At 62.1% G+C, this 21,795-nt stretch carries 22 protein-coding genes and 6 pseudogenes; 18 read left to right on the plus strand and 10 right to left on the minus strand.

The features are described from left to right. Window positions 1-22 precede the first annotated feature (22 nt). The 3 genes from HEQ16_00145 to HEQ16_00155 form a co-directional block, all read right to left on the minus strand. Window positions 23-1,738 carry an IS66 family transposase gene (locus tag HEQ16_00145; protein MCO4052491.1) on the minus strand — a complete coding sequence of 572 codons (1,716 nt, stop codon included), beginning with the start codon at window positions 1,736-1,738 and terminating at the stop codon, window positions 23-25. Window positions 1,739-1,814: 76 nt separating this feature from the next. Continuing rightward, complete coding sequence (gene tnpB, locus HEQ16_00150; protein ID MCO4052492.1) at window positions 1,815-2,159, minus strand: IS66 family insertion sequence element accessory protein TnpB; 345 nt, start codon at window positions 2,157-2,159, stop codon at window positions 1,815-1,817. After that, complete coding sequence (locus HEQ16_00155; GenBank protein ID MCO4052493.1) at window positions 2,156-2,539, minus strand: transposase; 384 nt, start codon at window positions 2,537-2,539, stop codon at window positions 2,156-2,158. The genes tnpB and HEQ16_00155 overlap by 4 nt, the downstream gene beginning before the upstream one ends. Window positions 2,540-2,551: 12 nt before the next feature. On the opposite strand from HEQ16_00155, the gene HEQ16_00160 reads away from it, so the two are divergent. Beyond that, the gene (locus HEQ16_00160) at window positions 2,552-2,944 is read left to right on the plus strand and encodes a WGR domain-containing protein (GenBank protein MCO4052494.1); all 393 of its coding nucleotides are present in this window, start codon (window positions 2,552-2,554) and stop codon (window positions 2,942-2,944) included. Between the two features lie 138 nt (window positions 2,945-3,082). Beyond that, window positions 3,083-3,562 carry a hypothetical protein gene (locus HEQ16_00165; protein MCO4052495.1) on the plus strand — a complete coding sequence of 160 codons (480 nt, stop codon included), beginning with the start codon at window positions 3,083-3,085 and terminating at the stop codon, window positions 3,560-3,562. A 260-nt stretch (window positions 3,563-3,822) separates the two neighbouring features. On the opposite strand, the pseudogene HEQ16_00170 reads toward HEQ16_00165, so the two are convergent. Beyond that, window positions 3,823-4,005, minus strand: a pseudogene (locus tag HEQ16_00170) (IS1 family transposase). 397 nt (window positions 4,006-4,402) lie between these two features. Between HEQ16_00170 and HEQ16_00175 the strand changes: the two are divergent. Then, window positions 4,403-4,507, plus strand: a pseudogene (locus HEQ16_00175) (helix-turn-helix domain-containing protein). Here the strand turns inward: HEQ16_00175 and HEQ16_00180 are convergent. Then, window positions 4,488-4,706 (minus strand): annotated as a pseudogene (locus HEQ16_00180) (IS21 family transposase). The pseudogenes HEQ16_00175 and HEQ16_00180 sit on opposite strands and share 20 nt — an antisense overlap. A 77-nt stretch (window positions 4,707-4,783) precedes the next feature. Beyond that, a protein-coding gene (locus HEQ16_00185) for an IS630 family transposase (protein MCO4052496.1) occupies window positions 4,784-5,850 on the minus strand; the annotation gives its coding sequence in 2 pieces (ribosomal slippage) (window positions 4,784-5,364 and window positions 5,364-5,850; 1,068 coding nt in all). 165 nt (window positions 5,851-6,015) lie between these two features. On the opposite strand from HEQ16_00185, the gene HEQ16_00190 reads away from it, so the two are divergent. Beyond that, complete coding sequence (locus HEQ16_00190) at window positions 6,016-6,165, plus strand: hypothetical protein (GenBank protein ID MCO4052497.1); 150 nt, start codon at window positions 6,016-6,018, stop codon at window positions 6,163-6,165. Between the two features lie 46 nt (window positions 6,166-6,211). Here HEQ16_00190 and HEQ16_00195 read toward each other — a convergent pair whose 3' ends face one another. Together HEQ16_00195 and HEQ16_00200 are read right to left on the minus strand one after the other, a co-directional pair. Continuing rightward, window positions 6,212-6,628, minus strand: a complete 417-nt coding sequence (locus HEQ16_00195; protein ID MCO4052498.1) for a DUF5615 family PIN-like protein — start codon at window positions 6,626-6,628, stop codon at window positions 6,212-6,214. Continuing rightward, window positions 6,625-7,267: pseudogene (locus tag HEQ16_00200) on the minus strand (DUF433 domain-containing protein). The gene HEQ16_00195 and the pseudogene HEQ16_00200 overlap by 4 nt, the downstream one beginning before the upstream one ends. A 126-nt stretch (window positions 7,268-7,393) precedes the next feature. On the opposite strand from HEQ16_00200, the pseudogene HEQ16_00205 reads away from it, so the two are divergent. The 3 genes and pseudogenes from HEQ16_00205 to HEQ16_00215 all read left to right on the plus strand — a co-directional run bounded on the left by HEQ16_00205 (window position 7,394) and on the right by HEQ16_00215 (window position 9,009). Next, window positions 7,394-8,143: pseudogene (locus HEQ16_00205) on the plus strand (IS6 family transposase). A 208-nt stretch (window positions 8,144-8,351) separates the two neighbouring features. Next, window positions 8,352-8,600 (plus strand): DUF4160 domain-containing protein, encoded by a 249-nt coding sequence (locus HEQ16_00210; GenBank protein MCO4052499.1) that lies wholly within the window; start codon window positions 8,352-8,354, stop codon window positions 8,598-8,600. Beyond that, window positions 8,587-9,009 carry a DUF2442 domain-containing protein gene (locus HEQ16_00215; protein MCO4052500.1) on the plus strand — a complete coding sequence of 141 codons (423 nt, stop codon included), beginning with the start codon at window positions 8,587-8,589 and terminating at the stop codon, window positions 9,007-9,009. Before HEQ16_00210 ends, HEQ16_00215 begins: the two co-directional genes overlap by 14 nt. 146 nt (window positions 9,010-9,155) lie before the next feature. Here HEQ16_00215 and HEQ16_00220 read toward each other — a convergent pair. Both HEQ16_00220 and HEQ16_00225 read right to left on the minus strand, forming a co-directional pair. Beyond that, window positions 9,156-9,395: pseudogene (locus HEQ16_00220) on the minus strand (IS30 family transposase). 185 nt (window positions 9,396-9,580) lie between these two features. Beyond that, the gene (locus tag HEQ16_00225; protein MCO4052501.1) at window positions 9,581-10,660 is read right to left on the minus strand and encodes an ester cyclase; all 1,080 of its coding nucleotides are present in this window, start codon (window positions 10,658-10,660) and stop codon (window positions 9,581-9,583) included. Window positions 10,661-10,889: 229 nt separating this feature from the next. On the opposite strand from HEQ16_00225, the gene HEQ16_00230 reads away from it, so the two are divergent. The 11 genes from HEQ16_00230 (at window position 10,890) to HEQ16_00280 (ending at window position 21,785) form a co-directional block, all read left to right on the plus strand. Next, window positions 10,890-12,122 carry an extracellular solute-binding protein gene (locus HEQ16_00230; protein MCO4052502.1) on the plus strand — a complete coding sequence of 411 codons (1,233 nt, stop codon included), beginning with the start codon at window positions 10,890-10,892 and terminating at the stop codon, window positions 12,120-12,122. Window positions 12,123-12,244: 122 nt separating this feature from the next. Further along, window positions 12,245-13,267 (plus strand): sugar ABC transporter permease, encoded by a 1,023-nt coding sequence (locus HEQ16_00235; protein ID MCO4052503.1) that lies wholly within the window; start codon window positions 12,245-12,247, stop codon window positions 13,265-13,267. A gap of 10 nt (window positions 13,268-13,277) precedes the next feature. Beyond that, window positions 13,278-14,159, plus strand: coding sequence for a carbohydrate ABC transporter permease (locus HEQ16_00240; protein ID MCO4052504.1), 882 nt, complete (start codon window positions 13,278-13,280; stop codon window positions 14,157-14,159). A 3-nt stretch (window positions 14,160-14,162) separates the two neighbouring features. Then, on the plus strand, window positions 14,163-15,224 hold the full coding sequence (locus HEQ16_00245; GenBank protein ID MCO4052505.1) for an ABC transporter ATP-binding protein: 1,062 nt from the start codon (window positions 14,163-14,165) through the stop codon (window positions 15,222-15,224). Then, a complete protein-coding gene (locus HEQ16_00250) occupies window positions 15,181-16,203 on the plus strand; it encodes an ester cyclase (protein ID MCO4052506.1) in 1,023 nt (340 codons plus the stop codon). Before HEQ16_00245 ends, HEQ16_00250 begins: the two co-directional genes overlap by 44 nt. Continuing rightward, a complete protein-coding gene (locus HEQ16_00255) occupies window positions 16,203-16,712 on the plus strand; it encodes an ester cyclase (protein MCO4052507.1) in 510 nt (169 codons plus the stop codon). The genes HEQ16_00250 and HEQ16_00255 overlap by 1 nt, the downstream gene beginning before the upstream one ends. 10 nt (window positions 16,713-16,722) lie before the next feature. Beyond that, on the plus strand, window positions 16,723-18,033 hold the full coding sequence (hisD, locus tag HEQ16_00260; protein MCO4052508.1) for a histidinol dehydrogenase: 1,311 nt from the start codon (window positions 16,723-16,725) through the stop codon (window positions 18,031-18,033). Further along, complete coding sequence (locus HEQ16_00265) at window positions 18,030-18,806, plus strand: SDR family oxidoreductase (GenBank protein ID MCO4052509.1); 777 nt, start codon at window positions 18,030-18,032, stop codon at window positions 18,804-18,806. The genes hisD and HEQ16_00265 overlap by 4 nt, the downstream gene beginning before the upstream one ends. Beyond that, window positions 18,803-19,834, plus strand: a complete 1,032-nt coding sequence (locus HEQ16_00270) for a LacI family DNA-binding transcriptional regulator (GenBank protein ID MCO4052510.1) — start codon at window positions 18,803-18,805, stop codon at window positions 19,832-19,834. Before HEQ16_00265 ends, HEQ16_00270 begins: the two co-directional genes overlap by 4 nt. After that, window positions 19,831-20,820: an ester cyclase gene (locus HEQ16_00275; protein MCO4052511.1), complete on the plus strand. Its 990-nt coding sequence runs from the start codon at window positions 19,831-19,833 to the stop codon at window positions 20,818-20,820. The genes HEQ16_00270 and HEQ16_00275 overlap by 4 nt, the downstream gene beginning before the upstream one ends. Continuing rightward, window positions 20,817-21,785 carry a cupin domain-containing protein gene (locus HEQ16_00280; protein ID MCO4052512.1) on the plus strand — a complete coding sequence of 323 codons (969 nt, stop codon included), beginning with the start codon at window positions 20,817-20,819 and terminating at the stop codon, window positions 21,783-21,785. Before HEQ16_00275 ends, HEQ16_00280 begins: the two co-directional genes overlap by 4 nt. The last annotated feature ends 10 nt before the right edge of the window (window positions 21,786-21,795 follow it).

Raw genomic sequence — 21,795 nt, forward strand, 5'->3', positions numbered from 1 at the left:
GCAGGACATTCATGGTAAGCGGTTAGCTGAGGGCGTTTGACCTGAAGTTCCAGGGCATGAGGGCGTCGATTTTGGATGCGGGCCATCCTTGGGCGATATGCGCGAGGGTTTGCGACAGCCAGTCGAGAGGATCGACATTGTTCATCCTGGCGGTTTGCAGAAGCGTTCCCAGTGTAGCCCAGGTCCTGCCACCGCCTTCACTTCCGGCAAAGAGGCTGTTCTTTCGCGTAATGGTTTGGGGCCTGATGGCCCGTTCGACGATGTTGGAGTCGATTTCAATGCGACCGTCGGAGAGGAACCGTTCGAGTGCTTCACGGCGGGCGAGCGCATAGCGGATTGCTTCCGCCGTCTTGGACTTGCCGGAGACCTTGCCGAGCTCCCGTTCCCAAAGATCGAAGAGGCGCGCGACGACAGGCGCAGACTTTTCCTGCCGGAGCTTCGCGCGGGTGTCTGCATTCCGGCCGCGCACGTCATCTTCGACCCTCCACAGCTCGGTCATGGCCATGACGCTGTCCGTGGCAGCCTGCGAGACGCCGCTGATGTGCAGATCGTAGAACCTGCGCCTGAGATGCGCCCAGCATCCGGCAAGCCTCATCGTTTCTGTGCTGCCGGTTTTGGCCTGGCTTTTGGCGTGGCTCTTGGCCTGGCTCTTGGCCTGGCTCTTGGCCTGGCTCTTGGCCTGGCTCTTGGCCTGGCTCTTGGCCTGGCTCTTGGCAAGGCTGCTATAGGCCACGTATCCATCGACCTGCAGGATGCCGTTGTACCCGGACAGATGACGGGCCACACATTCAGCGCCTCTGCCGTCTTCGAAGCGATAGGCCACCATTGGCGGACTGGTGCCGCCATAGGGGCGATCATCGCGCGCGTAGGCCCATAACCAGGCCTTGGTTGCTTTCCCCGATCCGGGAGCCAGAGTGGGCAAGCTCGTTTCGTCGGCAAAGATCCGCTCACCCTCCTTGATCTTTTCGAGGATGTAATCGGCCAGTATCTGCAGTTCAAACCCAAGATGGCCCATCCATTGGGCCATCAGGGATCGGCTGATCTCGACCCCGTCGCGCAGGTAGATCGCCTCCTGACGGTAAAGCGGAAGACCGTCGGCATATTTGGAGACCGCGATAAAGGCGAGCAGCCGTTCCGTTGGCAATCCGGCTTCGATGATGTGTGCCGGTGCGAGCGCCTGGATCACGCCGTCATGGCCACGGAAGGCATATTTGGGACGGCGCGTCACGATGACCCTGAACTTCGGCGGAATGACATCGAGCCGTTCGGAACGGTCTTCGCTGATCAGCACCTTCTCCAGGCCCTCATATCCAGCGGGGAGTTCCGGCTCGATGACCTCCTCGATGCGCTCAAGATGCGCAGCAAAGCCTTTGCGCGGGCGTGGAGCGCGTTTCGGCTTGTCCCTGGCGCCCCGGTCGAGTTCGCTCTGGACGCTCGAAAGGCCGGTCTCCACCTCCTCGAAGGCAAAGGCAATCTGCTCGTCGTCGAGGACCCCAGGACCACCGGCGCGGAGCCGTTCAGAGCGCTTGCCATGTTGCGCGCGCTGCAAGACCTTCATGATCAGCGTCAGGTTGGCAATCCGCTCGTTGGCGCTCTGTTCGATCGCCTCCAGCCGGGCGATTTCAGCCTCCGCGGCTCTTAATCGAACATCCCCTTGCGCCTGCGCACGCGCCAGGGCGAGCACCATCGCCTTGAGCGCATCCACGTCGTCCGGCAAGGTGTTCAGGGGTAAATCCATGGGTGCAAATAGAGCACAAAACCGCTCACTTTCCCAATGATTACAGCAGCATGATTCATCTTGCCGCAGATCGACATCATCCCGTCAGCAAGGGTCGCCGCACCTTTGTCGGACGGATCTTCTTCCAGTCCATCCCGGCCAGAAGAGCCATCAGCTGCGAATGGTCCAGGCGAATGCGAGCCGCCGATAGGGCAGGCCAGCAAAAGCCTTGCTCCTCAAGCGTCTTCGAATAGAGACAAACGCCGCTGCCATCCCACCACACGATCCGAACACGGTCCGCACGTTTCGACCGAAACACGTAAAGCGCGCCGTTGAACGGGTCGAGGCCGCCATCCCGGACAAGCACCATCAGGGATGCGGCACCTTTACGAAAGTCGACGGGCTGGCACGACACGTAAACGACGACACCCAGGCCAATCATGCTTTGCGCACCGCCCTCAGTATCACGGTCAGATGATCCGCATCGATGTCGCCGCCAACGCGGACAACCGTATCCCGAATGACAATCTCCACAGCCCAGTTGCCAGCCGCCTCGACGCGCGCAAACTTCACCTCATCGTGCGCAACGGGCATGGCTTTGACCGCCCCGGATGCCCGGGCCTGTCGCCGCCATCCATAAAGCTGCGAAGGGTCAACCCCGGCAGAACGCGCAATCGCCGAAACATTCGCACCAGGCAACAGCGTCTGGGAAATCAGTCGTGCCTTCTCGTCGACCGACCAATCACGTAGCCTGCGCCTCGTCCGCACCGGCGCTGCCGTCAAAACCTCAAAAACTCGATCTTGATTCATACTCTCGCTCATAGGATTCCCCACATGATTCACCGGGAAAATGAGCGATCAGAACACCAAAAGATACGTGGGGTTGCCTACACGCTTACCATTCATGCGATGAATACGGCGAATGTCACTCACCCTCCTGCCAATGCCGATGCCCCTGCCGACGCCAATGTTGATGCGAACTTGGAACGGCACGACCCCATCGTGCTGCGGCGCGTTGAGCCCGCCCGCAACATGGCGCGCTGGTACGCCCTCTCGCTGGAGGTCACGCTGTTCGATGACTGGTCGTGCACGAGACGCTACGGCCGCATCGGGCAGCGGGGAGAGAGGGTGATGATCGGGTTGTTCGAGGATCACCGGTCCGCCGAGGCCGAGCTTCAGGCCATCCTGCGCGCCAAGCAGGCGCGTGGTTACGAGATCACCGGGTGACACCCGGAGCCAGGACTGGGTAGTGTCTCAGTTTGAAATTCAGCTCAGACTGTCCGTCTGAGCCTTCCATATGCCCTTGGCGTCTTTGCAGTTGCGCCAAACCCCGCAATGCGCCATAAGGCGCGCAGGAGGTGAGGCATGGGCCGATTCGACGAACTCATTGAAGATTTAAGGGCGGCGGCCAAGGCCGAGTATGGGAGAGGGTTTGCGGACGGTTTGGCCGCAATGCGGCAGCGCATCCTTGATGTCGCCAGCGCGCCCTCGCAGGGTTCATTGGCTGATTTGTACGCGCCGCAAGCTAGGCCCGAACTTGGGGATATTCTTCCCCGCAAAGCAGCAGAGGCAGGCTTGCGCGCCCCTCGTGGTTCTGTGGGGCGAATGATGGTTCGCCTTCTGAGCGATCACCCGGACGGGTTGACCGCCACGCAAATTGAAGGGATCGCCCCCAAATACGATGCGGAAGTTGCCGCCAAGTCGATTGGCAACGAGTTGCGCCGTTTCGAGGGGGAAAAGTATCGCCGCGATGAAAGAGGACGATGGCTCCTTTTGAGCGGCTCTCAAATGGAAACGGCGGGGAGTGCCCCCGCCGTTAATTCAGAAGAAGGAGGACAACCGTGAAGCCGCCAATATAACCCCTTCCAGATCGCAGAGCGCCTGACACGCGCCATGCGGTGTGCAGCCCCGTAGGGGAGCAAAGTAAGCGTAGAACGGAGGCGGGAAACCGCTTCCGTTTTTTTACATTAGCACACCAAGATAGGTTTGGAATCCCCCCCCTAGTTTGATTTTTTCTTATACGGCCCGCGAACCTTGGGCGCGTTCATCGCGTCGATCACCGCAAGCACATCATCCCATGCCCATAGGCGCGTTGTCAGGTTCGCAGCCATGGCAGGCGTAACCCGCGTCGTCTTGTGAATGCGGCACCAGTTGTAGTGAAAGAAGTAGAGCGCCAGCGCGTCGCAGTGGCTTTCCAGCTTCTTTGAGAAGCCGTTCGTCAGGCGCGTGAAGCGACGCATCCCCATGCGCATCGTCAGGTTCTGGCGCTCCACATAGGACGTGCTGACACCTGGGCAGGATCGGGCGAGCCTTCAACCCGCTCCCTTGCGTGCACCAACGCACTCGGCAGGGCTGTAGCGGCCCTTGGCGCTGTCTGGCGAGGCTCCGTAGATCCCCCTCCCCCTTGGCCGCTCCGTCCGGGGTCAGCTTGCGCTGGCCAAACTGGCTGACCACCCCGCCTCGCCGTCGCTTCGTCAGCAGCGTCCCGGAGATGGTTCCGGAAACAGCAAGCAAGAAGAGACGAACATGGTGTCACTGGCCGATGAATACTCCCTCATTGTGGGCCTTGAATTTTCCCTGAGTTGGTGCCCCTGCCGGCCTGTTGAGGGCGCGCCCTCAACAGGCCGGCTTTCGCCCGATGCCGCCGACGATACCGTCCTGGGGAAAGGACGGGGAGCGGCGCGGGTGGTTCAGCTTGGAGATGTGATGATGATCCTGGATTTACACCGGCAAGGCCTGTCCGTGACTGCGATTGCGCGGCGGACGGCACGCGATCCTTGCTCGCCTCGGCCCGGAGCCACACCGTTATCTTCCCGGCAAAAGGGTCGATTTTGCTCGGGCGATCGGGGACCTTGAACTGAGGCTCAACCGTGCCCGCGCGAAGATATTTACGGATCGTGTTCCGCGACAATCCCGTGCGTCGCTCAATCTCCCGGATCGGCATCCCTTCCCGGAAATGCCAGCGCCGGATGACGCTTAATAATGCCATGTCGATCACTCCATGTTCCCCCGACCCAAAGCCAGGGAGATGGTCAGAACATGGGTCAAATCTCATACTAACGGCCCTTACAACTGACCTGTTTGCGCCCAGTGGCGCATCCCGATTGATGTGATGACGTCGGGCCTTTCGGTGAGCCTGTTCCAGGCCTCGCAGGCTGCATTGATGATGTCGGCGTATGTCTCGAAGACGCGGTTCGAGAGGTAGTTGGCACGCAGATACTGCCAGATATTCTCCACGGGGTTCAGTTCCGGCGCGCGCGAGGGCAGCAGGATCGGCGTGATGTTCTTCGGCCAGTTCAGGTCGCCGGTGATGTGCCATCCGGCTCGATCCAGCAGCAGCACGGCATGAGCGCCTTTGGCGACGTGCAGGGATATCTCGTCGATATGCAGTTGCATCATGTCGGTGTCAGCATGGGGCAAAGCGAGGGCCGCGCCCACGCCTCTTTCGGGGCAGATGGCACCGAAGAGATAGGCGTTCTCATAGCGTTGGTCGGCAGGCTGGGTAGGTCTTGTGCCGCGCCTCGCCCATTGCCGGACGAGCCCGTTCTTCTGGCCGATGCGGGCCTCATCCTGAAACCAGATCTCGATCTTCGTCTTGCGCGTCACGCCCTTGATGTGCGCCGCGAGCGTGTTGGGCCAGTTTTTTTAAAAGCCGCGATGACCTCGCCATCTTGCCCGGGATGCCGTGGCCGGGCGCTGATGTGCGAGAAGCCCAGGTGCTTCAGCAGCTTGCCGATGCTGCGCTGGTGATACGCGATCTTGAACTTGTCCGCGATGACACGTTGCAGGTCGATCCGCCGCCAGCGCACCACGCCGTCTACAGCGCGGTTGGGGCCGGTCTCGACGATCTCGGACAGCTCCACCAGTTGCGCCTGCGACAGACGTCTTGGGTTCCCCCGGCGACGGTTGTCCTTCAACCCGGCAGGGCCTTGCTCATTAAACCGATGCGCCCAGTCCCGTAGCGTCTGGCGGTCCATGCCGCCGATCTTGGCGGCCTCCGCCCGGCTCATCCCGTCCAGCGCCGCAGCGATGGACAGCAATCGTCGACTTTGGTTCGCATCCTTGCCCGATGCCGCCAGGCGGCGCAGCTCGGCGGGAGTATGGCTCGGCTTGATCTCGACAACCTTCGGCATGGCGTGGGTCCTCCACGCACTTTGAATCACGCCGCAGTCAGTTTGGGAACCCTCGGTGAGTCAGGTCAAAGGGCCTTTGGTATCAGTGGGAATTTACGAGCCCGCCGGGTCAGTTCTCAGCGGTAATCAACAAATTCGAGGCTGAAGGAGCTGGTCGACCTGTTCATGGCCTCGCCGCTGGTCACCGTGCAGATGGCGACCGAGAAGCTCAAGGTCACGCAACAAGCTGTCGAGGTGATGCTGAAGGAACTCGGGCCCAGCCTGCCGCGCGAGCTCACAGGGCGGAAGCGGTATCGGGCGTGGGGGATCGTGTGAGGCGCGCAAGGCTGACTGTGAAGTGCTGCCCGAAGTGTGATCGCCTTCAGTCCGGAGGTAGGGCGTAGCGCAGGATGTGGATCTCATCGGCAGCGTCGGCTGTGACCTCGAGCACCTGATTGACGAGGTCGGGATCGCCTGCCAGCTCGTCAAGCGCGACCTCGAACAGCTCAAGCTGCAGATCGAGGTCCATGGCGTCCGCGGCGCCAAGGCAGATCAGCCCGGCATGCAGTGCGACGCCGGCGTATTGCCCCTTCGCGCCCGGCCGATCTGCCGGCCCGCGGAAATCGACCGCGTTCTTGGTGACGAAGGTCCAGTCGCCGGCGAGGATAATCGGCTTCAGCTCCCAGTCCTTGCGGCCGGCAAGACCCAGCCAGACCACATGCGAGGATTCGCCGTGGCCGCGCCGCTGCGCCAGCTTGGTGAGGTCCGGGCTGAGGCACTCGTCGATGAGGAGCTTCACGCCGCCGCCCTGCGGCGCACCACGCGGCGATCCGTAACGATCCGAGCGCCGGCAGGCAACTCGACCGACCGAGGCCGCCCGCGCGGCGGGTTAGCGGCGGCGTAAAAGGCGGCGAGGTCGACTTGGCGCCCGTCGAGGCTCGGATAGGCCGAAAGGATGCGCTCCATCGGAAGACCCGCCGCCACCAAGGCCGCTACGTCATGGACCGGCACACGGGTGCCGCGGACGACTGGCGCACCGCCCAAGATGTCGTGATTGTTTTCGACGAGGGCGCGAGCCTCGGCCAGCTTGTCCAGCCGCTCGGACGAACGGCCCGAGGTCAACCGCAAGATAGGCCTCGCGCCAAGTCCAGTCCTCGTCAGCGGCCTCGCTCAGCGTCCTGGATCCCAAACTGCCCAGCCGTGGAGCCATGGCGTTCAGCACGGCCAGCCGCTCCTCGGCCGCCAGGCGCCGGGCGCTGGCGAAATAGAAGGCGATCATCGGGCAGGTGGCGGCCCGCAGACGGCGGCCGTCCTCGGCCGCGAGCAGGTCAGCCGGCAGGAGCCTCTCGTCCACGACCCGGTTGACGTCGCGCAGCGAGACTCCCGCAACCGCGGCCGCTTCGGGTGGCTTCAGAAGTTCGGTGGCTGTAATGAGCATGACCGTGCTCCTAACGCATAAAATCATCCGATCGATCGGATTATATATCAACGCTGTGAGATGATCAACCTGACAGGGTACTGTCATGTTGACGACGTGTCGGCGAACATCGGCTCTTCGAGCGCGATGGTGACGAGTGCGGAATCCATTGATCGTGGCGATCGGTTCCCGGCGGACGTCATCGAGCAGGCTGTCTGGCTCTTTGTCCGTTGTCCACTCAGCCTGCGGATGGTCGAGGACCTGCTGGGGGCAAGCGGGATCGTCGTCAGCCATGAATCAGGCACGAAACCGTGCGGTGCCGGGCGGAGACATTCGGACGGATATACGCCAACAAGATCCGTCGGCGCGCCCCGCAGTTCTGCGACAAGTGGCATCTCGACGAGGTCGTGATCTCGATCAACGGCAAGATGCAGTGCCATGTTCGCGCCGTCGATGCTGATGGCTTGTGGCGGCCTGGTTCTCGACGCCCTGGTTCAGGGCCGCGAGGGTCGGTGCGCAGCGGAGAAGCTCGCAGTGGAGAAGCTCTTGCGCAAGTTGATACGAAAGCAATCCCGCGCACCGCGGGTGATGGTCACCGACAAGCTCGGTTCCTATGGCGCTGCCCGGACCGGGATGGGCATGACCTTCGAACATCGCCAGCACAAGGGCCTCAACAACCGGGCAGAGAATTCGCATCTGCCGACGCGGAGGCGAGAGAGGATCATGAAGCGGTTCAGATCCGCCAGGCACCTGCAGCGCCTCGTCTCCATCCACGATGGGGTCGCCAACCTCCACAACTTTCCCCGCCACGCCATGTCGTCATCCGACTATCGAGCGCTTCGTTCCGAGGCGATGGTCGTCTGGCGCGAGATCGCCGAACTGGGCGTCGCCGCGTAGCGCCAGGGGAAGGCGCCCCGTCTTCACGCGACCGCCGGTCGGCAAGTTGACAGCACCTGATGCTGAATGTGCAGTCGTTATTGCGTTCTCCCATATGGGCAAGCTGCATCCGACGGCAGAGTATCAGAAATTGGCGCTTCCTCTCCTGCCAGCGCCGCGCATTGGTTCTATTCCCAAGCGTTTGGGTTTATGGTAGACGTCTCCACCAATGCCGAAGGTCTTGACCATCGATGGTTTGCGCGTCGTGATCTATCCCAACGATCACCGTCCGTCCCATGTCCACATCATCGGGCGGGGTTGCCAGGCGGTGTTTCAGTTGCACTGCCCGGAAGGGCCGCCTTCGCTGCGCGAGAACTACCGGTTCAAGGCAACCGAACTGACCGAGATCAGTCAGCGGCTCGCTGGCGCGCTTATGCAGATCTGTGATCAATGGAGAAAGATCCATGGCGATTTCTGAGAAAGACGTTGCTGATGCCGAAGCACGCGCGAACGAGACGCGTCGCGCAGGCTATGCAATCCGCGCACGCTATGACGGCCGCCGCCGACGCATCATCATCGGGCTCGATAGCGGCCTGGAGATCACTGTTCCGGCCGAAATGATCGAGGGTCTGCAGGGAGCGTCGAATGACGAACTGTCCGAGATTGAGGTCAGCCCGAATGGTTTGGGTCTGCACTGGCAGGCACTCGACGCTGACGTTTATGTGCCGGCGTTGATGAATGGTATCTTTGGCACGGCTCGGTTCATGTCCGAGACCACCGCAGCCCAAATGATCGGAGCACGGGGCGGACGGTCGGAAAGCAGCGCTAAGGGAGAAGCCGCGCGGAGAAACGGCCAGAAGGGTGGCAGGCCAAGGAAAACGGCCTGAAAGTCGCGCTATTCCCGGTTCTGGCCGGATTTGGTACTGTCAACTTGCCGACCGGCGGTCGCGTGAAGACGGGGCGCTTTCCCCTGGCGCTACGCGGCGATGCCCAGTTCGGCAAGTTGACAATACCACAAAAACACAAGGCGGTCTCAAATCTGAAGTGCATCACCGAGTTTCGATAGCTCAATCATAAAGACTTCCTCGGGTGTTTGGAAGCCGAGGACGGCGCGCGGTCTGGTGTTGAGGCTGTGGGCGATCCTGTCGAGATCACGCTGGCTGTAGATCGACAGGTCGATGCCCTTGGGCAGATACTGCCGGACGAGGCCATTGAGGTTCTCGTTGGACGGCCTCTGCCAGGGGCTGTGCGGATCGCAGAAGTAGACCGGCAGCTCAAACACGGACGCTTGCAGCATCACCTGCAAGCCGCTTGAACCCTAACCCGGATGAGCAAGAGCCTCCCTTCGAAAACCGCCTGAACTGTCTCGAATCATCTGCCGACGGACAGTCCGGGTCGCCTGAAGCCGATGGCGGAGGGGGGAGCTGCGGTTCGGGCCATCTTCATGCAACAAGCTCCTTAACGCCGCAAAACCTCTTTCACGCGTCCGAGCGCATCAAAGCCCATCTGCATCATCAGGTCGAGCATGTCGAGCGGAACCCAGTTCTCACGGATAAGTCCCTCATGATGCAGGTAGAAATCCATCACGCGCATGAAGACCGGTTTGCCGGAAGGCGGCAAACCGCAGAACCCGCCGCCGGCATGCACCGCATAGACCGAAGGCCAGCCACCGGTGACCGAGTACGGCCCATCGCCGATGCGGATGTAATGCCCCGCGCCGTGCCGCGCCCTCTCGGCCTGCACCTCGGCGAGCGTGCCCTGCGGGCGGTGGAAGGCGATGCGGAACGGCAATTGATGCCCGTCCACAAAGCCATCGAGCCCACGCGTGGAGCCGATTCCGGCTGGGCCATACCACATCATTTTCGGGTGCCAATGCTCCTTTTGCGGCATAGCGATGAGGTTCTCGCGGTTTAGCTTCGCACGGTCGTCGAATTCGGCCAGCGTGCGATGCATCGCGAGCGTCTGTGCGATGCTCGCAACCGACTGCTCCGCATCCGACACATCAAAGCGCACGCCATCCGCAGTAAGCGGTGCAGGCCACATTTCAGCACTGCCAAGCGGCGGCGCAATCGGCCAGATGCCAGCTTGCCGCATCAAATCAAGCACATCCCAGAGCAGATTGGCATGAATCACCGTGCCTTCGGCATCGATCTCATAGACTTCGCCATAGCGCAGATAGATCGGCCGGTTGGTGGCCGGGATGCCGAGCCAATCGCCGCGCATCGTGCCGCAATAGTGGCCGATGGCCGCGACGTAGCGCCGGTTCTGGTAACTGCCGCCGACAAATATCACGTCGCGACGCTCAAGGTCCGGGAAGGCGCGCTTGAGTGGCCGGAATGCCCGCTCAAGCGCCACCGAAGTGTCAGCACACTGGTTGATCGGGTGAGCAACGCGCCAGAGCGCATGCTTCCGAGCAAGCGCCCCCAGCGCGTCTTCAAGCCTGCTTTCGTGCGCCTCGGCCAAAACTGTCAGGCGTTTATGAACACTGCGGCGGGCAGCGGCCTCCGGCGAGGCAAGGGGATCAAAATCGGAAACCATGCGACACATCCTGCAAGGCGGGAGAGAAAGGAAAGTGCAACGAGCGCAGCCGCGCAACGCGCCGTCCAGATGGACTGTTCCTCAACTTGCAAGCGTATTCAAGAAGCATGTTGCATACGAATGCAAGACATGTTCCTATGCAGTTGGAAAAGCTGCCGGCTGATTTTAGCCCATGGACATATGAACGACGGCAGCGCCACTCAGGAGGATCAGGCGCATGATGAGGACCATGAAGACGGCTCTTTTGCTGGCGGCTTTGCTCGCCGCAGGAGCGGCGCAAGCGCAGGTGAATTGCGGCGCGACCAGCGGCCGGGTGAATATCGTTGGCAACGAGTTCCCGGCGATCAAGACCGTGGCGGCCAATGCCGCCAAGTGCCAGACCGGTTCTCTCACCGTAAAGTCGAACCTCACAGCGAACCACCAGCGCATCAATCTGCCCGGCATGCAGGGCAATCCGGCGGAATACACCTCGGCCATCGTGGCGACCTCGTCGATCGTCGCTCTCATCAATGAGAACGTGATCCGCCCGCTCGATGCGCTCGTGGCTGCTCACGGGCAGGACATTCCGAAGAACCAGTTCATCACCATTGACGGCAAGGTGATGGCCGTGGCCTTCATGGCGAACTCCCAGCACCTCGTCTATCGCAAGGATCTCCTGGCACAGGTCGGCGCCGAGCCGCCCAAGACCTACGAGGACATGATCCGGATCGGCAAGCTGCTGCGCGAGCGTGGCATCGTGAAGAACCCGATTGGCGGAGCCTACAAGGCGGGTTGGTCCCTCGCGCAGGAATTCGTCAACATGTACACCGGCCATGGCGGCGAGTTCTTCAAGGCCGGCTCGGCGGAGGCAGCCATCAACAATCCGCGTGGCATCGCAGCGCTCAATACCATGAAGGCCTTGTCCGAGCTGATGCATCCGGATTTCCTGACGCACGACAACAACGAGACCAGCGCCGAGTGGAAGTCGGGCAACGTTGCGCTGATGAACATGTGGGGCTCGCGCACCGGCGTACTGATGGCGAAGGAAGGCAACGATCCGAAGGTCTCGGAGAACACCGCCGTTGGCGCGCCGATGACGGTCGGCGGCGGCAATATCCCTGCGACCACGCTCTGGTGGGATGGCTGGACGGTTGCACGAAACATCCCTGATGAGGATGCCCGCGCCACTTTTGTCGCCATGAAGAACGGCATCGCGCCGTCCATTCTGACGGACCAGACCATGGGCGAGGCCGTCTGGATGATCGCCGGCTACAAGCCCGCCCCGGTGAACCAGGGCGTGATGCAGACAATGGCAATGGGCGCGAAACCCTACCCGATGCTGCCCTATATGGGCCTGCTTCACACCGCGCTCGGCGACGGCCTTGCCCCGTTCCTGCAGGGCCGCAAGGATGCCGCGACGACGCTCGCGGACATCGAGAAGGCCTATGCCACGGCGGCGAAGGAAAAGGGCTTCCTGAAGTAAGTCGCTTCGCACGATCCTGACGGCGGCGGGATCTTCGCCGCCGTCATGCCCAGTCCCGATCCGCTGCACTATGAGGCGTATCCTCCAGTTTGCCGCGCTGCCGCTTGCGCGAACGATGTGTCATGAAACACGCGACATTCCTGCGCTTCTTCGTGCCGACGGCGACAGCTATGCTGCTGTTCATCGCCCTGCCGATCATCTCGGTGCTGATCCAGTCGACCCATGTGCCGCATGATCAGGTCGTCGTGGAATCCCAGAACTGCACGCCCTTCGGCTGCACGAAATCCACCACGATCGATCAGGCTGCCACGCGCAAACTCCGGGAGGAAAAGCCGCTCGGTCGCTTCGTCGGCGCAGCGATCTATACGGATCGGTCCCATCTGGCTTTCGGGGAATTGTCCGAGGCCTGGGCACGGGCTGGCGGAATGGGCGATTTTCTGAAGCGGTTGATGGACCTGCCCTTTTACAAGGCTCTTGCCTTCACGCTGACCTACATGGTTTTCGTGACCCCGCTCTCGATCATGCTTGGGTTTGTCGTGGCTCTGGCAGTCAATGCCATTCCGCGGCTCATGCGCGGTCCGGTGATCTTTTTCTCGCTTTTGCCGATGATCGTGACACCGCTTGTGGGCGCGTTGATCCTGTTCTGGATGGTGGATTCGCGCGGCATCATCGGTGCGGCGGTGCAATGGCTTTTGAACGATCCGAACCTGTCGCTCAAGGCCTCTACGCCACTGACCTGGATCATGCTGATCGTCTACGGCACATGGTCCTCTGCACCATTCGCTTTTGTCGTCTATTACGCCGGTTTGCAGACCCTGCCGCAGGACACCATGGAAAGCGCGATGCTCGACGGGGCCTCGCGCAGGCAGCGCATCCGCTACATCGTCCTGCCGCATCTCTTGCCGCTCACGACCTTCATGTTCCTCATCAAGATCATGGATAATTTTCGGGTTTTCGAGCCGATTGTCAGCTTCAACGCCGGCGCGCATGCGCAATCGCTCTCCTACTTCATCTATTCCGATCTTGGTGGCGAGACGCGGCTCCTGTCTTCTGCAGCGGCAACCTCGGTGCTGACCATCGCCGGTGTGCTGGTGCTGTTGTCGCCAATCCTCGTGCGCACATGGCGCCAGTTCGGCAAGGCCTGAGGAGGCAGAGATGTCCGTTCGCACCCAGAGACGCCCGCTCAGCCTCAACCTGGTTCTCAGCCTCTTCATGGTGCTGTGGCTGGTGATCGCGATCTTCCCCTTCGCCTGGACCCTGTGGGGCAGCTTCAAGGTGGAAGGCGATTTCTTCTCGAAGGCGAGTTGGTGGAACGCCCTGTGGGGGCCGCTGACACAGCTCGATCATGGCTCGGCTTTCACCGGCGCGGGATATCACGGCGCCTGGATTAAAGAGGAGTTCTGGCGGGCGGCTCTCAATACATCGATAGTCGTTGTCTGCGTCGTGGTTGTTTCGCTGACCTTCGGAACGCTCGGAGGTTATGCGCTCAGCCGCTCCAGGTATCGTTACGCCTTCTGGCTGCTGATTATCGCGCTCGTCTTCCGGGCCATGCCGCCGGTCACGCTGGTCTCGGGCTATCTGCTGCCCTTCTACCAGTGGAACCTGTGGGGGCATCTGCCGACCGCGATCATCGTGCTGGTGGCGATCAACCAGCCCTTCACCCTGTGGATGCTCACCGCCTTCTTCAAGAACATCCCGAAGGATCTTGACGAAAGCGCGCGCGTGGATGGCTGCACGCCGTTCCAGGCCTTCCGGCATGTGATCATCCCGGTGATGTGGCCTGGTGTGATCACCACAGGGCTTTTCTCCTTCCTGCTCGCCTATAACGATTTCGTGGTCACCTCGATGCTGCTCTCGAAGCAGAACCAGACGATGATCCCGAAGATCGCGAGCTTCCTCGGCACCACGCAGACCGAAGGCAACGTGATGTTCGCGGTGTCTTCGGTTGTCTCTGTCACCGTGCCGCTTTTCCTGCTGGTGATGTTCTTCCAACGCCAAATTGTGTCGGGCCTGACGGCTGGCGCGGTGAAGGGGTAAGCCATGGCCGATATCCAACTCGTCAACCTGTCGAAACGCTGGGGAGCAGTCACCGGCGTGAAGACGATGAACCTCCACATCGCCGATGGCGAGTTCCTCGTGCTGCTCGGGCCGTCCGGCTGCGGCAAGACCACAACCATGCGCATGATCGCGGGGCTGGAGGATGTAAGCGCCGGCGAGATTCGTGTGGGCAACCGCGTCGTCAATGACCTTGACCCCAAGGACCGCGACATTGCGATGGTTTTCCAGTCGTACGGGCTTTACCCAACCATGACGGTCTATGAGAACATCCGCTTCCCGCTGAAAGTGCGGAAGATTCCTGATGCCGATCATCATGAACGGGTGATGCGCGCGGCGAAGACCGTGGAACTCACCGAGCTTCTGGACCGCAAGCCGGCAGCGCTCTCGGGCGGCCAGCGCCAGCGTGTGGCCCTGGCTCGCGCCATCGTGCGCAAGCCAAAGGTCTTCCTGATGGATGAGCCATTGTCGAATCTGGATGCCAAACTGCGCGTTTCCACCCGCGCGCAGATCAAAAACCTGCACCACGAGCTGAAAACCACCACGATCTATGTCACCCATGACCAGATCGAGGCGATGACGCTGGCGGATCGCGTGGTGGTGATGAACAAGGGCGAGGTGCAGCAGGTCGGCACACCGCTCGAAATCTACGACAGGCCCGCCAACACCTTTGTCGCGTCCTTCATCGGCAACCCGGCGATGAACCTGATCGAGGGTGAATTGCGCGGCGGTGTTTTTGCGGCTTCCTGCGTGCAGATTGCTGGCTTTGATGCACCGGATGGGCCAGTGACGCTCGGCTTCCGCGCCGAGGATGCCACGGTCGCTGCCAAGGGCGAAATCACCGCGCCAGTCTATTCCATGGAGCTTCTTGGCGATTCCTCGATGGCGACGCTTCAACTTGGTCCTGGCGCCTTCGCTGCGATCAAGTCCGCGAAGGATTTCAAGGCGGGTATCGGCGACACTTTGGCCGCCCATGTGCCGGCACGTATCTGCCACCTGTTTGATGCCGCATCGGGCCAGCGCGTGGAGCCTCTCCGTGAGCAGTGATCCAGCCCAGGCCCTGAAGCGGCGGTTCGCCGCGCATCTCGCCGCATTTGGCACACCCGGAGAGGATCGCTGGAAGGCCTCGACAAGGGACTTCTTCGCGCCGGACGCCGTCATCAATGCCGTTCATCCCTTCAATGCCTCGACCGGACCGGACGCGCATTGGGCCTCGGTTCACGAACCGCTTCTTGCGGCCTTTGATGGTCTTTACCGGCGCGTCGATATCCTGATGGGCGGCCGCTTCGAGCAGGCGGACTGGGTCAGCGCGACCGGCTATCTCGTCGGGCATTTCCGGAGGCCGTTTCTTGGCATTCGCCCCACCGGCAAGATGGCGCATCTTCGCTTTGGCGAATTTCACAGGATGGAGAATGGCCAGGCTGTCGAGAGCTACATCTTCCTCGACCTTCCGGAACTGATGATCGCCGCCGGGCAGTGGCCTTTGCCGATGCCGCCGGGGCACACCGGCATCCTGCATGGGCCGGCGACGCAGGACGGGCTGCAACTGCACGCCAATGACCCGGCGCAAGGAGCCCGCTCTTTCACGCAGGTGACGGAGATGCTCTCAAAACTCAACACGCCGGATGAGGCCTGGCGCCCTTACTGGCACCCCAACATGGTTTGGTATGGCCCGGCTGCATTCGGTAGCTATCTCGGCGTCGACCGATTCTCAGGGTTCCAGCGTCCCTTCGAACAGTGTTTCGAGGGCTGGGCGGGGGGGTCGGCAGGATCGGGAAGGACGAAGCACTTCACCCGCTTCGGTGATGGCCTCTACACCTGTTCGGGCGGGTGGCCGTCGCTTTCGGGAACCTCGGTCAAGCCCTTTCTTGGCCAGCAACCCACGGGAAAGATGACCTTCTTCCGGGTCTGCGATTGGTGGCGGCGCGAGGGCGACTTGCTGATGGAGAACTGGGTTTTCGTCGACATCCCCAACGCCATGCTGCAGTTCGGTGTGGATGTTTTCGAACCTCAGCGGGCCCCCTGATGAGCAAGATTGCAGGCCACTGCGCCCGCTCTTTGGAGACCCTCGCCGCCATACAGCGCATGGAGGCGGCGCTGGGCGCGAACGCCAACGATATGGAGCGCCATTTCCACGAGAACTTTGTTTGGCGCGGGAATGTCGGCTGCGGCTTGAAGCAGGGTCTCGCCGAATTCCGGCGCAATTGGCAGCTGCCGTTGCGCGCCGCTTTCTCGGATCGCATCTACAAAACAGAGAAATTCCTCGCCGATGGCGACTGGGCCGCTTGTTTCGGCCACATCGAAGCCACCCATTCCGGCGCATTCATGGGCATCGCTCCGACCGGCAAGCACGTGACCATTCCCTACATGGATTTCTGGCGGGTCGAGGACGGCCGTATCGCCGACAATCCCGTCTTTGTCGATTTTGCTGCCGTGCTCGCCCAGCTTGGACGCGATGTCTTCGCAGGCGAGGGCTGGGAAGCTTTTGATCGCGGCGAACAAACTCCACCGACCCCGCCGGAAACAACCCTCTGAGGACAGGCTCATGGCGACCATTTCCCTCAAGTCCGGCAAGCCGGCAGAAGCACGCGCCGAGGATGATGCGAAGGTCCGCGCCACGGTCGAGGCGATCCTGAAGGATATCGAAACGCGCGGCGACGCGGCCGTGCGCGAGCTTGCGCTGAAATTCGACCGCTACGCGCCGCCGGCCTTCCGGCTCTCGCCCTCGGAGATCGAGGCAGCGATGGCGAAGGTTTCCCCGCGCGACATGGATGACATCCGCTTTGCGCAGGCGCAGATCCGCCGTTTCGCGGAAGCACAGCGCGCGAGCATGCAGGATATCGAGATCGAAACGCTGCCGGGCGTCGTCCTCGGGCATCGCAACATCCCGGTGCAATCGGTCGGCTGCTATGTGCCGGGCGGAAAGTTTCCGATGGTCGCTTCCGCGCATATGTCGGTGCTCACCGCGTCGGTGGCGGGCGTACCGCGCATCATCACCTCCGCGCCTCCGGTCAATGGCGAGCCGCATCCGGCCATCGTCGCCGCGATGCATATGGGGGGCGCGCACGAGATCTATGTGCTCGGCGGGATCCAGGCGGTGGGGGCGATGGCGCTCGGCACGGAGACCATCCGCCCTGTTGATATGCTTGTCGGACCCGGCAATGCCTTCGTGGCGGAAGCGAAGCGCCAGCTCTACGGCCGCGTCGGCATCGATCTCTTCGCCGGGCCGACCGAGACGATGCTGATCGCCGATGAGACAGTCGATGCCGAGCTCTGCGCAACCGACCTGCTGGGCCAAGCCGAGCATGGCTATAATTCGCCCGCGTGCCTGATCACCAATTCACGAGCGCTGGCTGAAGGCACGTTGCGAGAGGTCGACAGGCTGCTCGCCATCCTCCCCACAGCCGAGACCGCCGCGATCAGCTGGCGCGATTATGGCGATGTCATCCTCTGCGACACCCATGACGAGATGCTGCAGGTCGCCAACGACATGGCCTACGAGCATGTTCAGGTGATGACCGACCGCGATGACTGGTATCTGGCGAACATGCATTCCTACGGCGCGCTCTTCCTCGGCGCGCGCACCAATGTTGCGAATGGGGACAAGGTGATCGGCACCAACCATACGCTTCCGACGAAGCGGGCCGGGCGTTACACCGGGGGCCTCTGGGTGGGTAAGTTCCTTAAGACCCATAGCTACCAACGTGTCACCACCGATGAGGCGGCGGCCCTCATCGGCGAATACGGCTCGCGGCTCTGCATGCTTGAGGGCTTCGTGGGCCATGCCGAGCAATGCAACATCCGCGTGCGGCGCTATGGCCGCAAGAACGTGCCCTACGGCGCGGGGGCGGAATGACCAGCGCGGTGTTGCTTCCCCGCACCCCCTCCTTCCGGCTCGATGGAAGGCGCGCGCTTGTCACGGGCGCGTCCTCCGGCATCGGGCTCGGCGCGGCGGCGGCGCTGGCCGAAGCGGGAGCCACGGTGACGCTCGTTGCGCGGCGGGTTGCTGAGCTTGAGGCCGCAGTGAGCGCCATCCGCGCGGCAGGCGGGAAGGCAGAGGCGAAAGCGCTCGACATCACCGATCTCGCCGCCACGGCCTCCTTTGTGGCGGAGGCCGGGCCGTTCGATGTGCTCGTGAATTCGGCTGGTTTGGCGCGCCATGCGCCGGCGCTTGAGACCAGGCCGGAAGATTACGATGCGGCGATGAACCTCAACCTTCGCGCGGCCTATTTCCTTACGCGCGAGGTGGCGCGCGGGCTGATCGCGGCGGGGAAGCCCGGCTCGCTCATCAACATTTCCTCGCAGATGGGGCATGTCGGCGGGCCGGATCGCGCAGTCTATTGCGCGAACAAGCATGCGCTTGAGGGCATGACGAAGGCCATGGCGCTCGAATGGGCGCCACATGGCATCCGCGTGAACACGCTTTGCCCCACCTTCATCCGCACGCCGCTCGCTGAACAGACTCTCGCCATCCCGGAGCGAAAGGCCTGGATCCTCTCGAAGATCAAGCTTGGTCGGGTGGGCGAGATCGAGGACCTGATGGGTCCCATTGTGTTCCTGGCCTCGGATGCTTCCGCCCTCATGACCGGTACGCATCTCATCATCGACGGAGGTTGGACAGCGGAATGAGTGGCTCCCGTCCCCTCGAAAAAGTGACGAGCGCCGATGTTGCGCGTCTTGCCGGCGTTTCGCAATCGGCCGTGTCACGCGTCTTCACGCCCGGCGCTTCGGCCTCGCCGAAGACGGCGGCAAGGGTGCGTGCCGCAGCCGAGCGCCTCGGCTACCGGCCCAACATACTCGCCCGCGCGATGATCACGGGACGCAGCCGCATCATCGGGTTGGTTGTCGCCTATCTCGAGAACCAGTTTTACCCCGTCGCCCTGGAGCGGCTTTCCAGCGCCTTGCAAGATCGCGGCTATCACATCCTCATCTTCATGGCGGGCAACGACTCCGGGAACGTCGGCAAAGTGCTCGATGAGCTGCTCGATTATCAGGTCGATGGCATCATCACCGCCTCGGTCGCCATGACGAACGACCTCACCTTGCGCTGCCAGGCGGCAGGCATTCCGGTTGTCATGTTCAACCGCGGTCAGAATGACCCACGCCTCAGCGAAGTGACTTCCGACAATCGTCTTGGCGGCCGGCGCGTGGCGGAGTTCCTGATCGCCGGCGGTCACCGGCGCATCGCGCATATCATGGGCTGGCAAGGGTCCTCGACGGGGCGCGATCGCGCCGAGGGCTTCAGCGAGCGCCTCGCAGCGACGGGGCTCGAACCCTTCGCGATGGTCGATGGCGAATATTCCCGCGAGCGCGCTGCCGAAGCGGCGCGCAGGCTCTGCACCGGTCCGGATCGGCCTGATGCCATCTTCGTCGGCAATGACCACATGGCCTTCGCCGTCATCGATGAGCTCAGGCATCACATGGGCCTGCGGGTGCCGGAGGATATCTCGATCATCGGCTATGACGATGTGCCCATGGCCGCCTGGGCCGCTTACAGTCTCACCACCATCAGCCAACCGGTGGAGGCGATGGTGAATGTGACGGTCGAGACCCTGCTCGGCCAGATCGAGGGCGATACCGAGCCATATCACCACCGCATCGATGGGCCGCTGATTGTCCGCCGCTCGGCCCGCATTCCCGAAGGATTCCGCCCATGACCACCTTTTCGAACCGCTGGCCGGATTTCCGCGACTACATAATCGATATCACGAAGGAGATCTGGGAAGATCGCGGCATCGGCACGCTGAACCACTATTATGCGCCCGACATCCCTGTGCGATCGCCCATGGGCGTGAGCCGGGGCAACAAGGCAGTGATCGCCGCAACCCTTGCAACGGTGCATGAATTCCCCGATCGCCAACTCTTTGCCGAAGATGTCATCTTCTCGGAAGACGAAGCTCAGGGGTTTCTGTCCTCACATCGCATCATCACCACAGCTACTCATGCTGCTGACGGAGCCTTTGGGCCGGCCACCGGCAAACGCTTCCAGGTCCGCGTCATCGCGGATTGCGCAGCGAAGAACGACACGATCTACGATGAATGGCTTGTACGGGATTATTGCGGCATCGTCCGCCAACTCGGTATGGTGCCGGAGGACTTTGCGCGGATGCTAATCCGTCGCGAAGGCGGCATCGAGAAGGCTGGTCGCCCGCTGACCCCCGAAACCGATCCGCCGGATGTCTACAAGGGCAGGGGCAATGCGAACCCCTGGGGCGCGCGCTATGCGGAAATGCTGAAGCGCATCATGGCGGCGGATATCAACCACATTCACTCGCACTACGATCGTGCGGTTATCGGCGAATATCCCGGCGCGAAACAGGCAATCGGCCGGGATGCGGTGGCTGCCTTCTGGGTGGGCCTGCGCTCGGCCTTCCCCTCCGCCACCTTCGCCATCCATCACCAGATCGGGATGGAGGCCGACATGATGCCGCCGCGCGCCGCGATCCGCTGGTCGCTCACCGGCGCGCATGATGGCTGGGGCGCCTTCGGCCGGCCCACCGGTGCGCGTGTGCATGTGATGGGCATGAGCCATGCCGAATTCGGCCCCTTCGGTCCTGATGGCATCGGGCTGCGCCGGGAGTTCACGCTTTACGACGAAATCGCGATCTGGAAGCAGATCCTCCTACAGACAGGTGACCTATGACCCCGCAAGAGATGGAAGCGCGCATCGTCCGCTATGGCGATCTGAAAGCCTGCAAGACAGCCTTTATCGATGCCCATACGCCGGGCTCGGACCGGAAGGAGAATTTCACGATCATCGGTGGCGGTGTTTCTGAATCGCCCGATCAGCATGTGCACATCCGCGAAACGCCGGGCTTCAATATCGGCGCTGCCGGTCAGCCGCCGGGCTGCCGGAACTCTCTGCACTCACACCGCACGGCCGAGGTGTTTTTCGTCCTGAAGGGACGCTGGCGCTTTTTCTGGGGACGTTGGGGTACGGCGGGTGAGTTCATCGCCGAGGAAGGCGACATCTTCAATATTCCCACCGGCATCTTTCGGGCTTTCGAGAATGTTGGCACGGATTACGGGATGATCATGGCCATTCTCGGCGGAGATGATGCGGGCGGAGGTGTGATCTGGGCTCCGCAGGTGATCACCGATGCCAAAGATTATGGGCTGATCTTGGGCAAGAACGGCAAGCTTTACGACACCAGGAAAGGCCAGAAACTGCCTGAAGGTTTGCCCCACATGCCGCTGCTGACCGATGAGGAATTGAAGGCCTATCCCGAACCCACCACGGCGGACGTCATCCCCAACCATGTCGCACGATATCAGGACCTGATGGCGCTCTCCGATCGTCAACCGGCCAAGGTGATCGGAGCGGAAGGCCGGCTGCGCGACCGGCCCGGCTTCGAGGTGGAACTGCTATCGCGGAACTCTATTTCCGCGGAGGAGTATTCCACACCCCGCCACGAGATCCTGATGCCGATGCGCGGCTATTGGCGCTTGGGCTGGGCGGGTGGCTCCACCGTGCTGAACCCGGGCGACACCGCCGCCATTCCGCCGGGCCTCAGGCACAGCCTCGCGCCCTCGATGACGGGCGAGGCTTCGCTTTACCGCGTGCGCAACACCGACGATCCAGCCGGCGCGACCGGCCGCCTGCTTTGAGGAACGTACC

Origin of the sequence: Bosea sp. (in: a-proteobacteria), assembly GCA_023910605.1 — a bacterium.
Taxonomy (GTDB): Bacteria; Pseudomonadota; Alphaproteobacteria; order Rhizobiales; family Beijerinckiaceae; genus Allobosea.